12 protein-coding genes are annotated in these 16500 nt (G+C 66.7%); 4 read left to right on the top strand and 8 right to left on the bottom strand.

What is annotated here, in order from left to right; translation table 11 throughout:
- Positions 1 to 2: 2 nt before the first annotated feature.
- Entirely contained in the window at positions 3 to 956 is a 954-nt protein-coding gene (locus ASD15_RS26515) for a S9 family peptidase (protein ID WP_057158015.1), read from the top strand.
- On the opposite strand, the gene ASD15_RS26510 is transcribed toward ASD15_RS26515, so the two are convergent.
- The 6 genes from ASD15_RS26510 to ASD15_RS26485 all read right to left on the bottom strand — a co-directional run bounded on the left by ASD15_RS26510 (position 953) and on the right by ASD15_RS26485 (position 8001).
- Positions 953 to 1798, bottom strand: coding sequence for an ABC transporter substrate-binding protein (locus tag ASD15_RS26510; protein WP_082552162.1), 846 nt, complete (start codon positions 1796 to 1798; stop codon positions 953 to 955). The genes ASD15_RS26515 and ASD15_RS26510 overlap by 4 nt on opposite strands.
- 15 nt (positions 1799 to 1813) lie before the next feature.
- Entirely contained in the window at positions 1814 to 3094 is a 1281-nt protein-coding gene (locus tag ASD15_RS26505; protein ID WP_057158013.1) for an EAL and HDOD domain-containing protein, read from the bottom strand.
- 75 nt (positions 3095 to 3169) lie between these two features.
- Positions 3170 to 4363 (bottom strand): 23S rRNA (adenine(2030)-N(6))-methyltransferase RlmJ, encoded by a 1194-nt coding sequence (gene rlmJ / locus ASD15_RS26500; protein WP_057158012.1) that lies wholly within the window; start codon positions 4361 to 4363, stop codon positions 3170 to 3172.
- Positions 4364 to 4432: 69 nt separating this feature from the next.
- The gene (aceA, locus tag ASD15_RS26495; protein WP_057158011.1) at positions 4433 to 5677 is read right to left on the bottom strand and encodes an isocitrate lyase; all 1245 of its coding nucleotides are present in this window, start codon (positions 5675 to 5677) and stop codon (positions 4433 to 4435) included.
- 585 nt (positions 5678 to 6262) lie between these two features.
- Positions 6263 to 6757, bottom strand: a complete 495-nt coding sequence (rraA, locus tag ASD15_RS26490) for a ribonuclease E activity regulator RraA (protein ID WP_057158010.1) — start codon at positions 6755 to 6757, stop codon at positions 6263 to 6265.
- Between the two features lie 35 nt (positions 6758 to 6792).
- Positions 6793 to 8001 carry an MFS transporter gene (locus tag ASD15_RS26485; RefSeq protein WP_057158009.1) on the bottom strand — a complete coding sequence of 403 codons (1209 nt, stop codon included), beginning with the start codon at positions 7999 to 8001 and terminating at the stop codon, positions 6793 to 6795.
- Between the two features lie 103 nt (positions 8002 to 8104).
- Here ASD15_RS26485 and ASD15_RS26480 point away from each other — a divergent pair, with 103 nt between their 5' ends.
- A complete protein-coding gene (locus ASD15_RS26480) occupies positions 8105 to 8890 on the top strand; it encodes a helix-turn-helix transcriptional regulator (protein WP_057158008.1) in 786 nt (261 codons plus the stop codon).
- Between the two features lie 8 nt (positions 8891 to 8898).
- Here ASD15_RS26480 and ASD15_RS26475 read toward each other — a convergent pair whose 3' ends face one another.
- Positions 8899 to 11823, bottom strand: coding sequence for a winged helix-turn-helix domain-containing protein (locus ASD15_RS26475; protein WP_057158007.1), 2925 nt, complete (start codon positions 11821 to 11823; stop codon positions 8899 to 8901).
- A 130-nt stretch (positions 11824 to 11953) separates the two neighbouring features.
- On the opposite strand from ASD15_RS26475, the gene ASD15_RS26470 reads away from it, so the two are divergent.
- Together ASD15_RS26470 and ASD15_RS26465 are read left to right on the top strand one after the other, a co-directional pair.
- Positions 11954 to 13405, top strand: coding sequence for an aldehyde dehydrogenase family protein (locus tag ASD15_RS26470; protein WP_057158006.1), 1452 nt, complete (start codon positions 11954 to 11956; stop codon positions 13403 to 13405).
- Between the two features lie 17 nt (positions 13406 to 13422).
- Positions 13423 to 13812: a hypothetical protein gene (locus tag ASD15_RS26465; protein ID WP_057158005.1), complete on the top strand. Its 390-nt coding sequence runs from the start codon at positions 13423 to 13425 to the stop codon at positions 13810 to 13812.
- 6 nt (positions 13813 to 13818) lie between these two features.
- On the opposite strand, the gene clpB is transcribed toward ASD15_RS26465, so the two are convergent.
- Positions 13819 to 16428, bottom strand: a complete 2610-nt coding sequence (gene clpB / locus ASD15_RS26460) for an ATP-dependent chaperone ClpB (RefSeq protein WP_057158004.1) — start codon at positions 16426 to 16428, stop codon at positions 13819 to 13821.
- Positions 16429 to 16500: the final 72 nt, after the last annotated feature.

Raw genomic sequence — 16500 nt, 5'->3', positions numbered from 1 at the left:
CCATGACACGACACGCACTATCGGCCCTGCTTGCAGCCACCGCCGCCTTCGCCGTCGCCGCGCCGGCCCGCGCGGAACGCCTGCTCGACGAAGCCACCATACAAATCAGGAATGAGACCCGGCGCTACTACCGCTTGCATGATACCGAGGCGCCGCCGGAGGGGCCGCTGATCGTGCTGGTCAGCGGTTCCGGCTGCAACGATTTCGGCGCGCGCTTCAGCAAATACTTCGAGTCCTACCCGAAGTCGCTGGACCTGTATTTCCTCGAAAAGCCGCACATCGACAAGGGCGCCAGCGGCGAGCCCGGCACCTGTTCCGACGCCTACAAGCGCGCCGACAACCTGGACCGGCGCGTAGCCGACACGCTGGAATTCATCGACACGCACGAACACCTGAGAAACCGGCCGCCGGGCTCGCTGGCCTTGCTGGGATTTTCCGAAGGCGGCCAGGTCGCGCCCATCGTGGCATCGCGCAGCAAGAAAGTGGGCTGGCTGGCGGTGGCGGGCGCCGGCGGCATGCGCCAAGGCGCAGGCTTCCTGCTGTTCGCCGACCGTGGCGTCGCGCCGTATGCCGAATTTTCCAGGCCACGGCTGGAGGCCGAATTTGCAGCCATCGCCAAGGAACCGGACGCACTGGACAAGGAATTCTTCGGCCACCCCTACGCATACTGGAGCTCGCACCTGTTCCATGACCCCCTGCCGGTGTATGCGCAGCTCGACATCCCCATCGTGGTGGCCATGGGCGAGAAGGATGACAGCGAGCCGGTCGAAGCGGGCCGCCTGCTGAAGAATTACTTTGCACAGCGCCCGCAGAAGAAGTTCCAATTCATCGAATACAAGGATGCGAACCACGGCCTGCAAGCGAACGGGAAGTCCCATGCGAAGGACTTCGTGGGCAGCCTGGCGCAGTGGTTCAAGGGCGACGCCAAGGCGTTCGCGAACCAGCCGGGCAACTAAGGCATCAGCATGCGGGCGGCGTCCTCCGGCGGCACGTAGCGCTGCACCATGCGCTGCACGCTGCCGTCAGCCTGCATTTCCTTGATCAGCAAGCCCCAGCGCCTGGCGTCTTCGGCGCTGAAGTGCTTTTTGCTGATCAGCAGATTGGCCGCTTCGCGCGACAGCGCAGGCGCCCAGTCCTCTATCCTCACCTTGTCCGCGCGCAGGTAGTGCGAGTACACCAGCTGCGTGCCCAGCACCGCCTGGAAGCGTCCCGCCTTGAACATGGCGTACAACTGCTCGGTGCTGTCGATTTCATCGATGCGCGCGATATTGCGCAACTGCGCCACGAAGCCGTCAAACGGCTTGCCCGGAAAGTGGCCGCGCGCCACGCCGAGGCGCAGGTTGGGGCTGGCGATGAAGTCGGCCGGCGAGCGGATGGCGGGGCTCACGTCCTTGCTCAGGATGATCATGTTTTTCATCCAGAGATAGGGAACCGCATGCGCGAACACCTTGCGCTCGGCGGTGGCAATGGCGGACAAGGTCATATCCACCCTGCCGGCCTGCATCTCCTGCCAGATGCGGCCGCGCATCATCACCTTGTATTCAAAGCGGCAGCCGCTGCGCGCCGACAGCAATTCCGCCACGTCCTTGTCCAGCCCGGCGCCGGCACGGTAGAAGCCGCCGAATTCATACAGGCCGAACACGATGGGGCGCGGCGGGCAGGCCGGGCCGTCCTTGACCTGGGCCAAGGCGGCGGGGGCCAGCATCATGCAAAGCAGTGCGCAGACGGCCATGCGCACCGAAGCTGGCAATCGGCTAGCGGCAGTGCGGCGCGTGGGCTGGCGGCGTGGCGAAGACATGGCGGCGCCGCAGCGTCAGTGCACGCCGCTGGTGTAGTCGTTCACCCAGTCGAAGGCGGCCACCTGGATGGCGTACAGTTCGGCCGGCGACAGGTTCATGTCCTGCAGCATGCGGCCCAGCATGGCCGGCTCGCCGGCCTCCTCCAGCCGCTCGATGTGTTCAATCAGCGTCAGCATGCGGCCATAGTCTCCGTCACGCGCCAGCAAGGCGCCGCGCACTTCGTCCAGCACGTTGACGCTGTCCAGGATCTCGTCCATCTTCACCGAAAACAAGGTGTCCATCAGCGACATCACGCCCACCGTGAAGCCGATATCGGCGCTGGTGCGCTGGCCGGGCCGCAAGCGCTCGACGATCAGTTCGAGCGTCTTGCCGCGGGTGGTGGCCATCTGCAGCAGCGGCGAATCGAATTCCGGCTTCTGGCCGGTGCGCACGTACAGCAGGATTTGCAGCCAGCGCTGCAGCTGGCGCCGTCCCAGCACGATGAGCGCGTGGCCGACCGAGTTGATGCGGAAGCGCGCGCCCACCGCCGGCGTGTTCACCAGCCGCAGCAGGTTCAGGGTGATCAGCGGATCGTGCTTGACGCTGCGTTCGAGCTCGCGCTGGTCGGCGTCCGAACCGAGCAGGTTCAGCAGATTGAGGATGGACAGCTGCGACGGCGTGATTTTCTTCCCGCTCAGGATCACGGGGCGCGCGAAATAATAACCCTGGAAGTACTCGAAGCCCAGGTCCATGCATTGCTGGAACTCCTCCACCGTCTCGACCTTTTCGGCCAGCAGTTTCTGGTGCGAGTTGCGCATGGAACCGGCCAGCGCGGACAGGCGCGCGGGCTGCATGTGGTGGATGTCGACCTTGATCACGTCCATCATCGGCTGCAGCTTGCTCACATCCTCGGATTCCGACACCACGTCGTCCAGCGCGAAGCGGAAGCCGGCTTCCTTCAGCTCGCGCACGCGTTCCAGCACGTCCGGCGTGGCCTGTACGGTTTCCAGGATTTCGAGGATGACTTTGTCGTTCGGCAGGAAGCGGATGAAGTCGCTCATCAGGCCCACCTTGTCGACATTGACGAAGGCCATCTGGTCGCCCACCACCTGCCCCATGCCCAGTTCGGAGGCGTGGGCGATCACGGTGGCGGTGGCGGCGGCGTCATCGGTGACGTCCGCCTTGTCGGTGTCGGCGTTACGGAACAGCAGCTCGTATGCGACCAGGCGCTGGCTGCGGTTGAGGATGGGCTGGCGCGCCAGGTAGAAATGGTTGGCGAGCGCAGGCGCGATCTGTAGCGGCGAAGCGATGGTCATGGGCTACCCCAATCTGCGGCGGTATGGTAAGACTATACCTATCGATACAGTCTTGCCAACATTTATTGTCGCGAATTACGGGCGGCGCGGTTTGGTGTTGCGCGGCGTGCTCGTGCGTGGACCATCGGTGCCCAGCTTGGCTGCCGGCTTGGCGCCGGCCGGACGGCTGTAGCTGGCGCCGGGCGAGCCGGGACGGCCGGTGCCTGTGCCTGGCGTGCCGGGACGTGACGACGTGCGCAGGCTGCCGCGCGGCGCGGTCGGGGCGTTGTTGCCGCGCAGGCTGCCGCCCGGGCCGATGGCGCGCGGCGAGATCGGCGCGCGCAGGCCGCCGCGCGGATTGTTCTCCGCTTGCTGCAGCGACGCCGCGCGCGGCGCGGTGGCGGCGTTGCCCGACTCCAGCACGAAGCTGGCGCCGGCATCTTCGCCCAGCACTTCCACCAGGTAGGGCATCACTTCCTTCAACGTGGCTTCCAAGATGAAAGGCGGGTTGACGATGAACATGCCGCTGCTGTGCAGGCCGCCGAAGCCGTCCGGGCCCGGCGTGCGGATGGTCAGCGTGACATTCAGCCATTCGGTGCCCTTGATGTGCTTCATGCGCTCGGCGAAATTGCGCGCCTCGATACGCTGCAGGATGGGGTACCAGATGGCGTAAGTCCCGGCCGGGAAGCGCCTGGTGGCGTCGTTCAGCATGTCCACCACTTTGCGGTAGTCCTGCTTGTCCTCGTACGGCGGGTCGCACAGCACGACGGCGCGGCGCGACGGCGGCGGCAGCAGGCCTTTCAGTTCCTGGAAGCCGTCGCCGCGCGTGACCAGCACGCGCTTGCCGCGCACGGTGGAACGCACGCCCTGCGCGGCCTTGTGTTCGTCGAGCTTGCGGAAGTTGTCGGTCAGGATCTTGGAATCGGCCGGGTGCAGTTCGTACAGGCGCAGCCGGTCCTGCTCGCGCGCCACCTGGTCGGCGCAGTACGGCGAGCCGGGGTAGTAGCGCATCTTGCCGCTCGGGTTCATGGACTTGATCAGGTCCACGTATTCAGCCAGCGCCGCCGGCATGTCGGTGCGTTCCCACAGCGGGCCGATGCCGGTTTCGTATTCAGCGTTCTTGGACGCAAAATTGCCGTCCAGCGCATACACGCCCGCGCCGGCATGGGTGTCGATGTAGCTGTAGGCGGTGTCCTTCTGGTTCATATACTGAAGCAGCTGGACCAGCACGAAATGCTTGAGCACATCGGCGTGGTTGCCGGCGTGGAAGGCGTGGCGGTAACTGAACATGGTGTGGGGATTTCCTTAAAGATGATGCTGCAAGGGTGCATTATACCTAAGGAGTCCCCGGTTACCGGCTTACGCGACCTTCTGCGGCGGGTCGAAGCACCGCTCGTCTTCATGGGAACCGTGCAGCGCGGCGATCGGATTCCGGCATTGCCGGATGGCCCGGGCCACCGCGTCGACGTATCCGGCGCCCACTTCGCGCTGGTGCCTGCCGGGGGCGAAGCCCTTGGCGGCGGCGGCAAATTCGGCCTCTTGCAGTTCCACGAAGGCCGGCATCTGGCGCCGCGCGTAGCCGTGCGCGAGATTGAACATCCCGTAGTTGAGCGCGTGGAAGCCGGCCTGCGTGACGAACTGGAAGGCGTAGCCCATGGCGCCCAGCTCCTTCTGGAATTTGGCGATGGTGGCGTCGTCCAGGTGCTTTTTCCAGTTGAACGATGGCGAGCAGTTATAGGCCAGCATCTTGCCGGGGAACTTGTCGTGCACGGCATCGGCGAACCGCTTGGCGAATACCAGATCCGGTTTGCCGGTTTCGCAGCACACCAGGTCGGCGTACGGCGCGTAGGCCAGCGCGCGCGCCACCGCCTGGTCAAGGCCGGGACGCACCTTGTAAAAGCCTTCCACGGTGCGCTCGCCGGTGCAGAACGGCTGGTCGTTGCCATCCACGTCCGAGCTCAGCAAGTCGGCCGCGGCGTCGGTGCGGGCGACCAGCAAGGTGGGCGTGCCCATCACGTCCGCCGCGAGGCGCGCGGCGGCCAGCTTTTCCACGGCCTCGCGGGTCGGCACCAGGACCTTGCCGCCGCAAGCCAGCAGGTCCCCCAGATGCACGCCGGCGACGCCGGCCTCTATCATGGCCTTCGTCAGCTGGTAGGTGTTCAGGGCGCCGCCGGAACCGGCTTCGGCATCGGCGACGATAGGGACGAAAAAGTCGATCTCGCTGCTGCCTTCGGACCACTGCTGCTGGTCGGCCTGCTGCAAGGTGCTGTTGATGCGGTGCACAGCCGCAGGCGCCGGGTCGGCCGGATACGGCGGCTGGTCCAGCGGCGTTTCGCAGGACAGGTGGATTGCTCTCAGTCCAGCCCTAACCTGCTGCATGGCCTGGCTGCCGGTTTGCGCGCCGAGGGCGCTGACGAACGGTTCACGGTTGAGCAGTTCCCACAGTTTTTCAGCGCCGCGCTGGGCCAGGGTATGCTCGATTTTCAGCGAACCGCGCAGGCGGACCACGTCGCAGGCCGTGTAGCGGCGGGCGATCCCCTTCCAGCGCGGATTGCTGCTCCATTCCATTTGCAGCGCCGCCGCCTGCTGTTCACGAGTTGCCATGATGCTCTCCTATCGATGTAATTCTTTCGCTACATCATAGGATGGATTGTTCAATGCAGCATCTCTCTTCTATAAGACAAATAATCAGGAAAAAATGCTTTGGGATCAGTCGCTTAGCTACGCCTTTTCATGTGGCGGAAAGATATTCCTTGTCATGAAAGCGCCGCACTGATGCGCCGCCGCATGCCATTCCACATGATGAAACAGTTTTTGCGCAGCGTGAAAAGATGCCGTTTACGCCTCAAACTTTCCAAATTGAAATGTAAGTTATCATAAGAAAACACAATGGGACAATTGGAGAGAGTCTGCTAATCTGAAGATACTTTAAAAACCACAGCAGCCTGGCGCCGCGTGGAACCGGATGATGTCGACGCTGAAAGCGGTATCCGGTTGTTACGGCGTGGGGCTAGGCCCGTGCCGCCGCTTGTCCGGACAAGCGGCATGCGCGAATCGGCCGCAGCGTCGCCTCGACGCGTGCGGCCATTTCTTTTCTGGCTGGCCCAACAGCTCGCGGGGCGCCGCCCCGTCGAACAGCTTCTCCAGCCAGTCTTGCAACTCCTGCAGGCTGGACGCGGAGCGGCAGGGTCAGGCAAGCTGTTTTTGCGAGACCAGGATGCCGTCGGCGTCGGCGTAGATCCAATCGCCGGGGCTGACGGCCACGCCGCTGATCTGGACGCGCACGTCGCGCGCGCCGTCGCCGTGCTTGGAGCTTTTTTGCGGATGGGCGCCCAGCGCGCGCACGCCCACGGCGCAAGCGTTAATTTCGTCAACGTCGCGGATGCAGCCGTGCACCACGATGCCGGACCAGCCGTTGTTCTGCGCCAGCAGCCCCAACTGGCCGCCCACCAGCGCGCGGCGCAGGCTGCCGCCGCCGTCCACCACCAGCACGTTGCCGTTGCCCTGGGTCTCCAGCGTGCTGCGCACCAGCGCATTGTCTTCGAAGACCTTCAGCGTGGTGGCGCGGCCGCTGAATTTCTTGTGCTGGCCGTAGTGCTGGTACACGGGCGGCAGCACGGCCAGCGTGCCGTCTTCCAGCAGCTCGGCATTGTCGTCGCACAGGTCGGTGGTGGCAAAGTTCATGGCGTCTCCGGCTGGTTGGCAATTGATGGGTGATTCTAAGCCTTTTGCAGGCGCACCGCGCGGGTGTTGCTGCCCACGCCCACCGCAGTGGCGATCGCCAGCGCCTGGAACAGGCCGATGAATACGAACACCCAGGACGGATGATGCGCGTCCATCAGCGCGCCGAACACCAGCGGGCCGACCGACAGGCCGCTGTCCAGCCCCGAATACACCACGCCGAACACGCGGCCGGTGGCATTCGGCGGCGCGGCGGCGCGGATCAGCAGGTCGCGCGACGGGCCGGCAATGCCGGACGCGAAGCCGACCGCGCCCATCAGCACCACGGCCATCCAGGCGGGAACCAACGCCAGCGCCAGCACGATCGCCAGCGCGGCGGCGCTGCCGAAGGCAACGGTGATGGTACGGTCGTGGTTGCTGCTGCGCGCGCCGAGAAATCCGCCCAGCGCCATGCCCGCCGCCGATGCCGCCATATAGGCCGTATAGGCGGAGGTGGCCCAGCCCAGCGACATGCCGTACAGGTCCACCAGCGCGGTGGAGGCGAAGCTCTGGATGCCGGCCAGCGCCAGCGCGGTAATGAAGAAGAAGGCAAAGCACATCCACACAGATTTCAGGCGCAGGAAGGCCAGCGAGCCGCCCGCCGGCTGTCCGGGCGCGGCTTTCACGATGGGATCGGGCCGCAGCGCGTGGCGGTTCAGAAACAGCAGCGCGAGCACGATGAAGGGCAGCGCGGCGGCGCACAGCAGCGCGGTGCGCCAGCTCGACATGGCGGTGACGAAGGTCATGAAGATGGGCGACAGCGCCCAGCCGATATTGCCGCTGATGCCGTGCACCGAGAAGCCGTGCGCCAGCCGCGCCTTGGACACGCGCTGGTTCAGCAGCGTGTAGTCGGCCGGGTGGAACACGCTGTTGCCGACGCCGGCCAGCATGGCGCCGGCCAGCAGCATGGTGTAGTTGGGCGCGGCGGCCAGCGCCAGCGCGGACACGCCCAGCAGCGCGATGCCCGAGCACAGCACGGCGCGCGCGCCGAAACGGTCGACCACGAAGCCGGCCAGGGCCTGGCCGATGCCGGAGACGACGAAAAACACCGTCATCAGCAAGCCCAGCTCGGCGTACGACAGGTTGAATTCGGGTTTGAGCCAGGGGAACAGCGCAGCCAGGATCAGGTGGTAAAAGTGCGAGATGCCGTGCGCCACGCCGACCAGGCCGATCACGCGCGCATCCTGCCGCAAGCTTGCGGTGCTCATAAGGACTCCATGGATGGGTATGCAGAGCCCAGTGTAGCAATCCGGCGGCGGCTGATTTAAGATAGGCGGACATCTTTTGTCGCAATCCTGCCAAGGCCCGCCCATGCACATCCCGATTGTCACCCACACCAACCATTATCATCCTCGCAACGAACCGAGCGATGCGCGGCCGGTGACGCTGCGGGCGCGCGACCTGGAGGCGGCCGAATTCATGGCGCCGCACAGCCACGAATGGGGCCAGGTGACCTATGCGCTGGAAGGCGTGGTTCGCGTGACGGCCAACAATAGCAGCTGGATCGTGCCGCCTCTGCGGGCCATCTGGATCGCGCCGCACGTGGAGCACGCGGTGACGGTGCTGGAGAAGGCGCGCCTGCGGCCGCTGTGCGTGCTGGCTGCGCGCGCGCCATTCGCGGGCACGGAATGCAAGGTGCTGGAGGTGTCGGGCCTGCTGCGCGAGCTGATTGTGGCGCTGGAGCAGCTCGACCTGGGCAAGGAGACTGCGCGCGAGCCGCTGCTGGCAGAGTTGATCCTCGACGAGCTGGCGCGGTCGGCCACGCGCCCGATCCGCGTGCCGCTGCCGGAGGACAAGCGCCTGAAAATGCTGTGCGCGGCGCTGATGGACGACCCGGCCTCGCCGCAGACGCTGGAACATTGGGCGCGCCAGGTGGGCGCTTCCGAGCGCACGCTGGCACGCCTGTTCGAACGCGACCTGGGGCTGACCTTCGGCCAATGGCGCCAGCAGGTGCGGCTGGCACACGCGGCGCCGCTGATCGCGCGCGGCCTGCCGATGGCGCAAGTGGCCGAGCAATTGGGCTACACCAGCCAATCGGCGTTTTCGGCCATGTTCAAGAAGACCTTCGGCACCACGCCGTCCGCGTTCTTTACGTAAGCCGCCGGCTAGGCCAATTCATCGAGCAGGCTGCGGGCCAGGCGCAGGTCGCGCGTGGCGTGGCCTTCGCTGTAGCGGCTGTAGATGGCCTCCAGCGGCGCGCGCGCCTCCAGGCGCCGCTGCTGCGACCAGCGCAAGCGCGCCAGGCTGGTGGCCGCGCGCAGCTGCCAGGCGCCAGCGCCCTGCTCCGCCGCGATGGTCAGCGCACGCTCGAACAGTTGTTCGGCTTGCGCGTCCGAACCGGCCTGGCACAGGGTTTCCCCCCAGCTGCGCAGCACTTCGGCGCGGCTCCAGCCCGCGCTGCCGCCCTCGGCGCGCGCGATCGCCCGCGCCGACAGCAGGCGCGGATGCAGCGTCGCCAGCACGTCCACCTGCAGATCGCCGCAATGCCGGTCCTGCTGCAAGGCGAACAGTTCGTCGTCCTGCGGCGGGTGGCGGCCATGCAGCAGGCGCTGCGCCAGCGCGTGGCCCCGGCCCCAGAAATGCCATTGCGGCAGCGCGCAGCGGTGCGAGTGATCCAGCATCAGCGCGGCGTAGCGCTGGCCGTCCGCCTCGTCGCCGCACCAGGTGGACACGGTGCACGCGACCAGCACGGCGAAGCACAGCGAGATGCCGTGCCCGGCCCTCTGCCCTTCCTCCACGCAGCCGCGCGCCACTGCCATGGCCTGCTCCGGGTAACCTTGCAGCCACAGCACGCGGGCGTGGATGGCCATGCTGGATATGCGCTGGTCGAACTGGAAGCCGCGTCCCTGCGACAGGCGCATGCTGTCCAGCGGATGGTGCACCACGAACTCGATGTGGCTGCGCGCGAGATCCTGGTGGCCGAGATAATGCATGGTGCGCGCCAGCATGCGGGCGTGCGCCAGTTTGTGCACTTCCCCGCCGGCGCTGGCGGCCGCCGCACCGAAGCGCTCCGCGTAGCCCAATGCCAGCTGGTAGTCGCCGTTGAAAATGGCATCAACAAAGCAGCCCCACAGCGCGCCCATGCGGCTGGGGTTGTCGCCGATCTGCTGCGCCAGGTCGAGCGCGCGCGCAAAGGCGCTGGAGCGCTCGGCATTGTCGGCCTGGTCGCCCGCGTGCAGCAGCGCGTGGCCCAGCGCCAGCACCAGCGGCATTTCAAGCTGCGGGGCAAGCTGCGCCGGCCCTTCGGCGCTGCCGCCGTTCTCGCCGCCCTGGCGCGCCAGCCGCAGCGCCTGCTGCAGCCGGCTACGGTATTCATCCATCAGCGACAGCTGATACCACAGCGGCGCCGAGACGGCGCACAGCTGCAGGCCCAGCACCAGGTCGCCACCGCAAGCCTGGTCCGGACCGGCCGCGCCGCCGCCTGGCTCCACGCCGAAGGTCCAGTCCAGCGCGGCACGCACGTGGTCAATGCCGCGTCCGTAGGTGGCCATCCATGCCGCCGGCGGCTGCCGTTCCAGGTCCGCCTGCGCGGGCTGCAGGAATGCGCAGCAGCGCTGGGCGTAGCGCCGCGCCACCCACGCCAGCTCGCCGCTGGCAAGCAGCTTTTCCAGCGCGTAAGCGCGGGTGGTGTCGAGCAGGCGGTATTGCACCACCTCGCCGCCGGTGTCTGCGCTGAGCAGGGACTTGGCCGCCAGGTTGGCTATGCAGTCCAGCACGTCCGCAGCGCAGATATCGGCGCACTGCACCACGCCGGCGGCGCATTCCAGCGTGAACGGCGCGCGGAAAATGGCGAAGCGGCGCAGCGTGGCCTGCTCCGCAGCACTGAGCATGTCGTAACTCCAGTCCAGCGTGGCGCGCAGGGTCTGGTGGCGCGGCAGCGCCGTGCGGCGGCCGCGCGTGAGCACAGTGAAGCAATCCTGGAGCCGCTCGGCCAGTCCGTGCACGCCGAAAAACTCGGCCCGTCCCGCCGCCAGCTCGATCGCCAGCGGAATACCGTCCAGCCGGCGGCAGATATCGGCTACCGCGGCCGCGTTGTCCGCGTGGAGGCGAAAGCTGTCCATGCCGGCAGTGGCGCGTTCCACGAACAGCTGCACCGCCGGTGTGGCTGCCAATTCGGCCAGATCGATCCGGTTCGCCAGCTCGGCCGGAATGGCCGGCTTGGCCGGAGGCTCGGCGCTGTCCTGCCTGGCCGCCGGCGGCAAGGCCAGCGGCGGCAAGCGGTGCACCCATTCCGCATCCGCCCGCAGCGGCTCGCGGCTGGTGGCCAGCACGTGCACGCGCGGGGTCTGACGCAGCAAGCGCTCCACCAGGCTGGCCACGCTGTCGACCACATGCTCGCAGTTGTCGAATACCAGCAGCACATGCATGTCATGCAGGTGCGCCACCAGCACCGCGCCCGGATCGCTCGACATGGACGGCATGCCCAGCGCCAGCGCCAGCGCGCTGCTGACCTGCGCCCCGTCGGTCAGCGGCGCCAGGTCGACCAGCACCGCGCCGTGGCTGAAACCGTGCGCCAGTTGGCCGGAAGCGGCCACCGCCACCGTGGTCTTGCCCATGCCGCCCGGCCCCACCACCGTGACCAGGCGCCGCTGCGGCACCTGCGCGGCCAGCTGCCGCAAGGTGTCGTCGCGGCCGAAGATGCGAGCGTTTTGCAGCGGCGGCGCCAAGTTCCCGGCCGCTGGCGCTTGGGCATGCTGCCCCTGAAGAACCACACGCCGCACCGGCGCCACGAAACTGTAGCCGCGCCCCACCACATTTTCCACGTACAGGCTGCCGCTGGCGTCGTGCAGCACCTTGCGCAGCGCACCGATGTGCACCCGCAGATTGCCCTCTTCGACACAGGTGCGCGGCCACACGCGGGCGATCAGCTCGTCCTTGCTGAGCACTTCGCCGGGCCGTTCCAGCAGTGCCAGCAGCAGGTCGAAGGCGCGGCCGCTCAGGCGCACCGGCTGCTCGCTGTTGAACAGCGCGCGCTCGGACGGCACCAGTCGGTAGGCGCCAAACAGGATAGCGGTATCGGGTGAGGTCATTGTGTCGTCGGTATGGCCGGCGTCTATCCCTTAAGGACATTTAACGCCAATTTACAAGAATTTATTAACCGCTGCACGGAATAGTTTTTACAATATTTAAGCGCCACAGACCATCAAAGGCATGCCCCTAGTGAACACCCCCGCCACCTCCGCCGCTCCCCAGCCGCTCCCGCTGCCGCCCCACGCCCGGGCCAGCCTGGACCTGGCCGCGCGCCGCGCCGATGCGGCAGCCGCCGCCTTCCGCCACTGCAGCGTGGCCGACCGCTGCCGCCTGCTCGAGCTGATCTCCTTCCATATCGACGCCGCGCGCGAGGCGGTGGCCGCCAGCGCCCGGGCCGAACTGAACGCGGACGCACCGGTTGTTGCCATGGAGCACGAAGGTGTCCTGCAACAGCTGCGCGCCTTCGCCGCTGTGCTGCGCCGCAGCCACTGGCTGGGTGCCGCCATCGAAACCGCGCCGCCCGAACAGCGCGTGCAGAACATCGCGCTGGGACCGGTGGCCGTGCTGGGCGCCGGGCATGCCTGCGCCGCGCCGGTGTATGCGGCGGCGGCGGCCGACGTGATCGCCGCGCTGGCCGCCGGCTGCCCCGTGGTGGTGCGCAGCAGCGCCACCCATCCGCGTACCTGCGAGTTGCTGGCCGGGGCCATTGCCGCGGCTGTGCAGGCGGCCGGCCTGCCCGAAGGCGTGTACGGCCTGGTGGCGGACCACGCCGGCAGCGCCGCCGCGCTGGTCACCCACCCGGACATCAAGGCGGCCACGTATGCCGGCCTCCGCGCGGAAGGCATGGAACTGATGCGGCGCAGCCTGGACCGCAGCGAGCCGGTGCCGGTGCTGCTCGACATCGCCAGCAGCAATCCGGTATTCATCCTGCCGCACGCGCTCAATGCGCGCGCCGAGCACCTGGGCCAGCAACTGCTCAAGCAGTTCAGTCCCTGCACGGCCCACGGCATGTTCAAGCCCGGCATTGTAGTGGCGATAGAGGGCGACGGGTATATAGACTTAAGAGAGACCATCATTGACGGCGTGCTGGCCATGCCGCCGGTGGCGCTGCCCTGTGCCGGCGCGCAGCACGGCCACGCGCAGAGCGTGGCGCGGCTGCTGCGCGAGCGCAATGTGGATCTGCTGGCCGAGAGCGGCGCCGCAGCGGCCGGCGGGCCGGCCAGTGAAGCGCGCGCCGTCTTCGTCGAGGCCGAAGCGTCCAGCCTGCTGACCACGCCCACGCTGGCCGAGCGGCATCCGGGGCCGTCCGCGCTGCTGCTGCGCTGCGCCTGCCCGGAGGAGCTGCTGGCGGTGGCCGCGCTGCTGGGCCGCCAGCTGGTGGCCGGCATGCAGATGGCCGACGGCGACACTGCGCTGGCCGCGCGCCTGATGCCGCAGCTCGAGCGCATGGCGCGCCACGTCAACGTCAACAGTTTCACCTCCATGCCGATCTATAACGGCGCCACCGCCGCGCAGGCGATCGCGCGCTTCCTGCGACCCGTGTTCTATCTCGATGTTCCATCCAGCCTGCTGCCCGCCGCGCTGCAGGACGGCAACCCGCTGCAGCTGTGGCGCCAGGTTGACGGCGAAATGCGGCACTGACCTCTCGCGAGCATGCCATGCACCATGACGAAAAAGTAGGTGTCGCCAAAATCCGCATCAGCCAGGAGCGCGCCCGCGCAATGGCCGTTCTCGGCTCATTCGTGTCGGCCGACAAGCTGCTGCGCAGCTGGGCCACCGGGCCGCAAGACTATTTTGAATGCGATTTCGAAATCGAGTATCTGGACGGTTACCGCGTCAGCGGGCGCTATCCGATGTGGCAGAAGTGCACCACGCGCCAGTCGCTGGGCGCGTACGTGCGGCGCACGATAGAACAGCTGGAGGCGGAGCGGCTGCGCTTCGCGATGGCCGACAGCGGCCTGCCCCGGCGTGAGCCGAGGCGCTTTCTGGACCGCTATGAGGTGGAGGACTTCGGCGATGGCGCCTTACGCGGGGCCGAGCCCCGCTAAGCTGTCCTACGCGACGATCGGCTCTTTGCCGTCCGCGCTGAACACCAGCGCGCCGTTGCGTTCGCCGACGTGGATGGTGTCCTTCGGACCGAAACGGCCCTCCAGGATCAGGCGCGACAGGGGGTTCTCGATCTGCTGCTGGATCGCGCGCTTGAGCGGACGCGCGCCATACACCGGATCGTAACCCGCCTCGGCGATCTTCTGCAGCGCCCCGTCGGTTACCTGCAGTGCCATCTCCATGCGCGCCAGGCGCTGTTCCAGGATGTGCAGCTGGATCTTCGCAATCGCGCCGATGTTCTTCTCGTCCAGGCCGTGGAACACCACGATCTCGTCGATGCGGTTGATGAATTCCGGGCGGAAGTGCGAACGCACCTCGGCCATCACCGACAGCTTCACCAGGGCCGGATCGGAATCCTCCATCGACTGGATCTTCTGCGAACCGAGGTTCGACGTCATGATGATGACGGTGTTCTTGAAGTCCACCGTGCGGCCCTGGCCGTCTGTCATGCGCCCGTCGTCCAGCACCTGCAGCAAAACGTTGAACACGTCGTGGTGCGCCTTCTCCACTTCGTCCAGCAGGATCACGCTGTACGGCTTGCGGCGCACCGCTTCGGTCAGGTAGCCGCCCTCGTCGTACCCCACGTAGCCGGGCGGCGCGCCGATCAGGCGGGCCACCGAGTGCTTCTCCATGAATTCGCTCATGTCGAGGCGGATCAGCGATTCTTCCGTATCGAACAGGAAGGTCGCCAGCGCCTTGGTCAGCTCGGTCTTGCCGACCCCGGTCGGGCCCAGGAACATGAACGAGCCGTATGGGCGGTTGGGATCGGCCAGGCCGGCGCGCGAACGGCGGATCGCATCGGCCACCGCGTTGATCGCCTCATCCTGCCCCACCACGCGCTGGTGCAGCTTCTCTTCGATGTGCAGCAGCTTGTCGCGCTCGCCCTGCATCATGCGCGACACCGGAATGCCGGTGGCGCGCGACACCACTTCGGCGATCTCCTCGGCGCCCACCTGGGTGCGCAGCAGCTTGGGCTTGTCGGCGCTGTCGGCGGCCGCGCCCAGGGTTTCAGCCTGCTTGAGCTGCGTCTCCAGCTCCGGCAGCCTGCCGTACTGGAGTTCTGATACGCGCTGCCAGTTGGAGGCGCGCGTGGCTTCCTCCATCTGCTGCCTGATGCGCTCGATTTCCTCCTTGATGTGGGTAGTGCCCTGCACATTGGCCTTCTCGGCCTTCAGGATTTCCTCGAAGTCGTTGTACTCGCGCTGCAGCTTGGCGATTTCCTCGTCGATCAGGTCCAGGCGGCGGCGCGAAGCCTCGTCCTTTTCCTTCTTGACCGCTTCCTTCTCGATCTTCAGCTGGATCAGGCGGCGCTCCAGCTTGTCCATCACCTCCGGCTTGGAGTCGATCTCGATCTTGATCTTGGAGGCCGCCTCGTCGATCAGGTCGATCGCCTTGTCGGGCAGGAAGCGGTCCGTGATGTAGCGGTGCGACAGTTCGGCCGCCGCGATGATGGCCGCGTCGGTGATCGCCACCTTGTGGTGCAGCTCATACTTGTCCTGCAGGCCGCGCAGGATGGCGATGGTCGCCTCCACGGTCGGCTCGTCGACCAGGATCTTCTGGAAGCGGCGCTCCAGAGCGGCGTCCTTCTCGATGTATTTGCGGTATTCGTCCAGCGTGGTCGCGCCCAGGCAGTGCAGTTCGCCGCGCGCCAGCGCGGGTTTCAGCATATTGCCCGCGTCCATCGCGCCTTCGGCCTTGCCGGCGCCCACCATGGTGTGCAGCTCGTCGATGAAGACGATGGTCTGGCCCTCGTCCATGGCCAGTTCCTTCAGCACGGATTTCAGGCGTTCCTCGAATTCGCCGCGGTACTTGGCGCCCGCCAGCAGCGCGGCCATGTCCAGCGAGAGCACGCGCTTGCCGCGCAGCGAGTCCGGCACTTCGTTATTGACGATGCGCTGCGCCAGGCCTTCAACGATGGCGGTCTTGCCCACGCCCGGCTCGCCGATCAGCACCGGATTGTTCTTGGTGCGGCGCTGCAGCACCTGGATGGCGCGGCGGATTTCGTCATCGCGGCCGATCACCGGGTCGAGCTTGCCCGCGCGGGCGCGTTCGGTCAGGTCCAGCGTGTATTTTTTCAGCGCCTCGCGCTGGCCTTCGGCCTCGGCCGAATCAACCTTGCCGCCGCCGCGCACGGTGTCGATGGCCGCTTCCAGCGCCTTGCGCGTCAGGCCGTTTTCGCGCGCCAGCTTGCCGGCGTCGGATTTGTCGTCGGCCAGCGCCAGCAAAATCATTTCGCTGGACACGAACTGGTCGCCGCGCTTCTGGGCTTCCTTGTCGGACAGGTTCAGCACGCCGATCAGCTCGCGGCTGACCTGCACGTCGCCGCTGGTGCCGGACACCTTGGGCAGCCGCTCCAGCGACGATTTCAGCGCATTGGTCAGCGCGTTGACGTTGACGCCGGCGCGCTGCAGCAGCGAGCGCGCGCTGCCGTCGTCCTGGTTGATCAGGGCAACCAGCAGGTGCACCGGTTCGATGTAGGGATTGTCGTTGCCCACGGCCAGGCTTTGCGCGTCGGCCAGGGCTTCCTGCAGTTTGGTAGTAAGTTTGTCTTGCCGCATTTGAAATGCTCCTGAATTGGTCTAACCAACAAGTTGGGTTGCGCGACCGGTTTTCAAGGAGGCTATCTTGAT

Source organism: Massilia sp. Root351, assembly GCF_001425045.1.
Classification (GTDB): domain Bacteria; phylum Pseudomonadota; class Gammaproteobacteria; order Burkholderiales; family Burkholderiaceae_D; genus Rugamonas.
The sequence above is the reverse complement of the archived record's forward strand: the minus strand, read 5'-3'. Positions and strand labels throughout refer to the sequence as shown.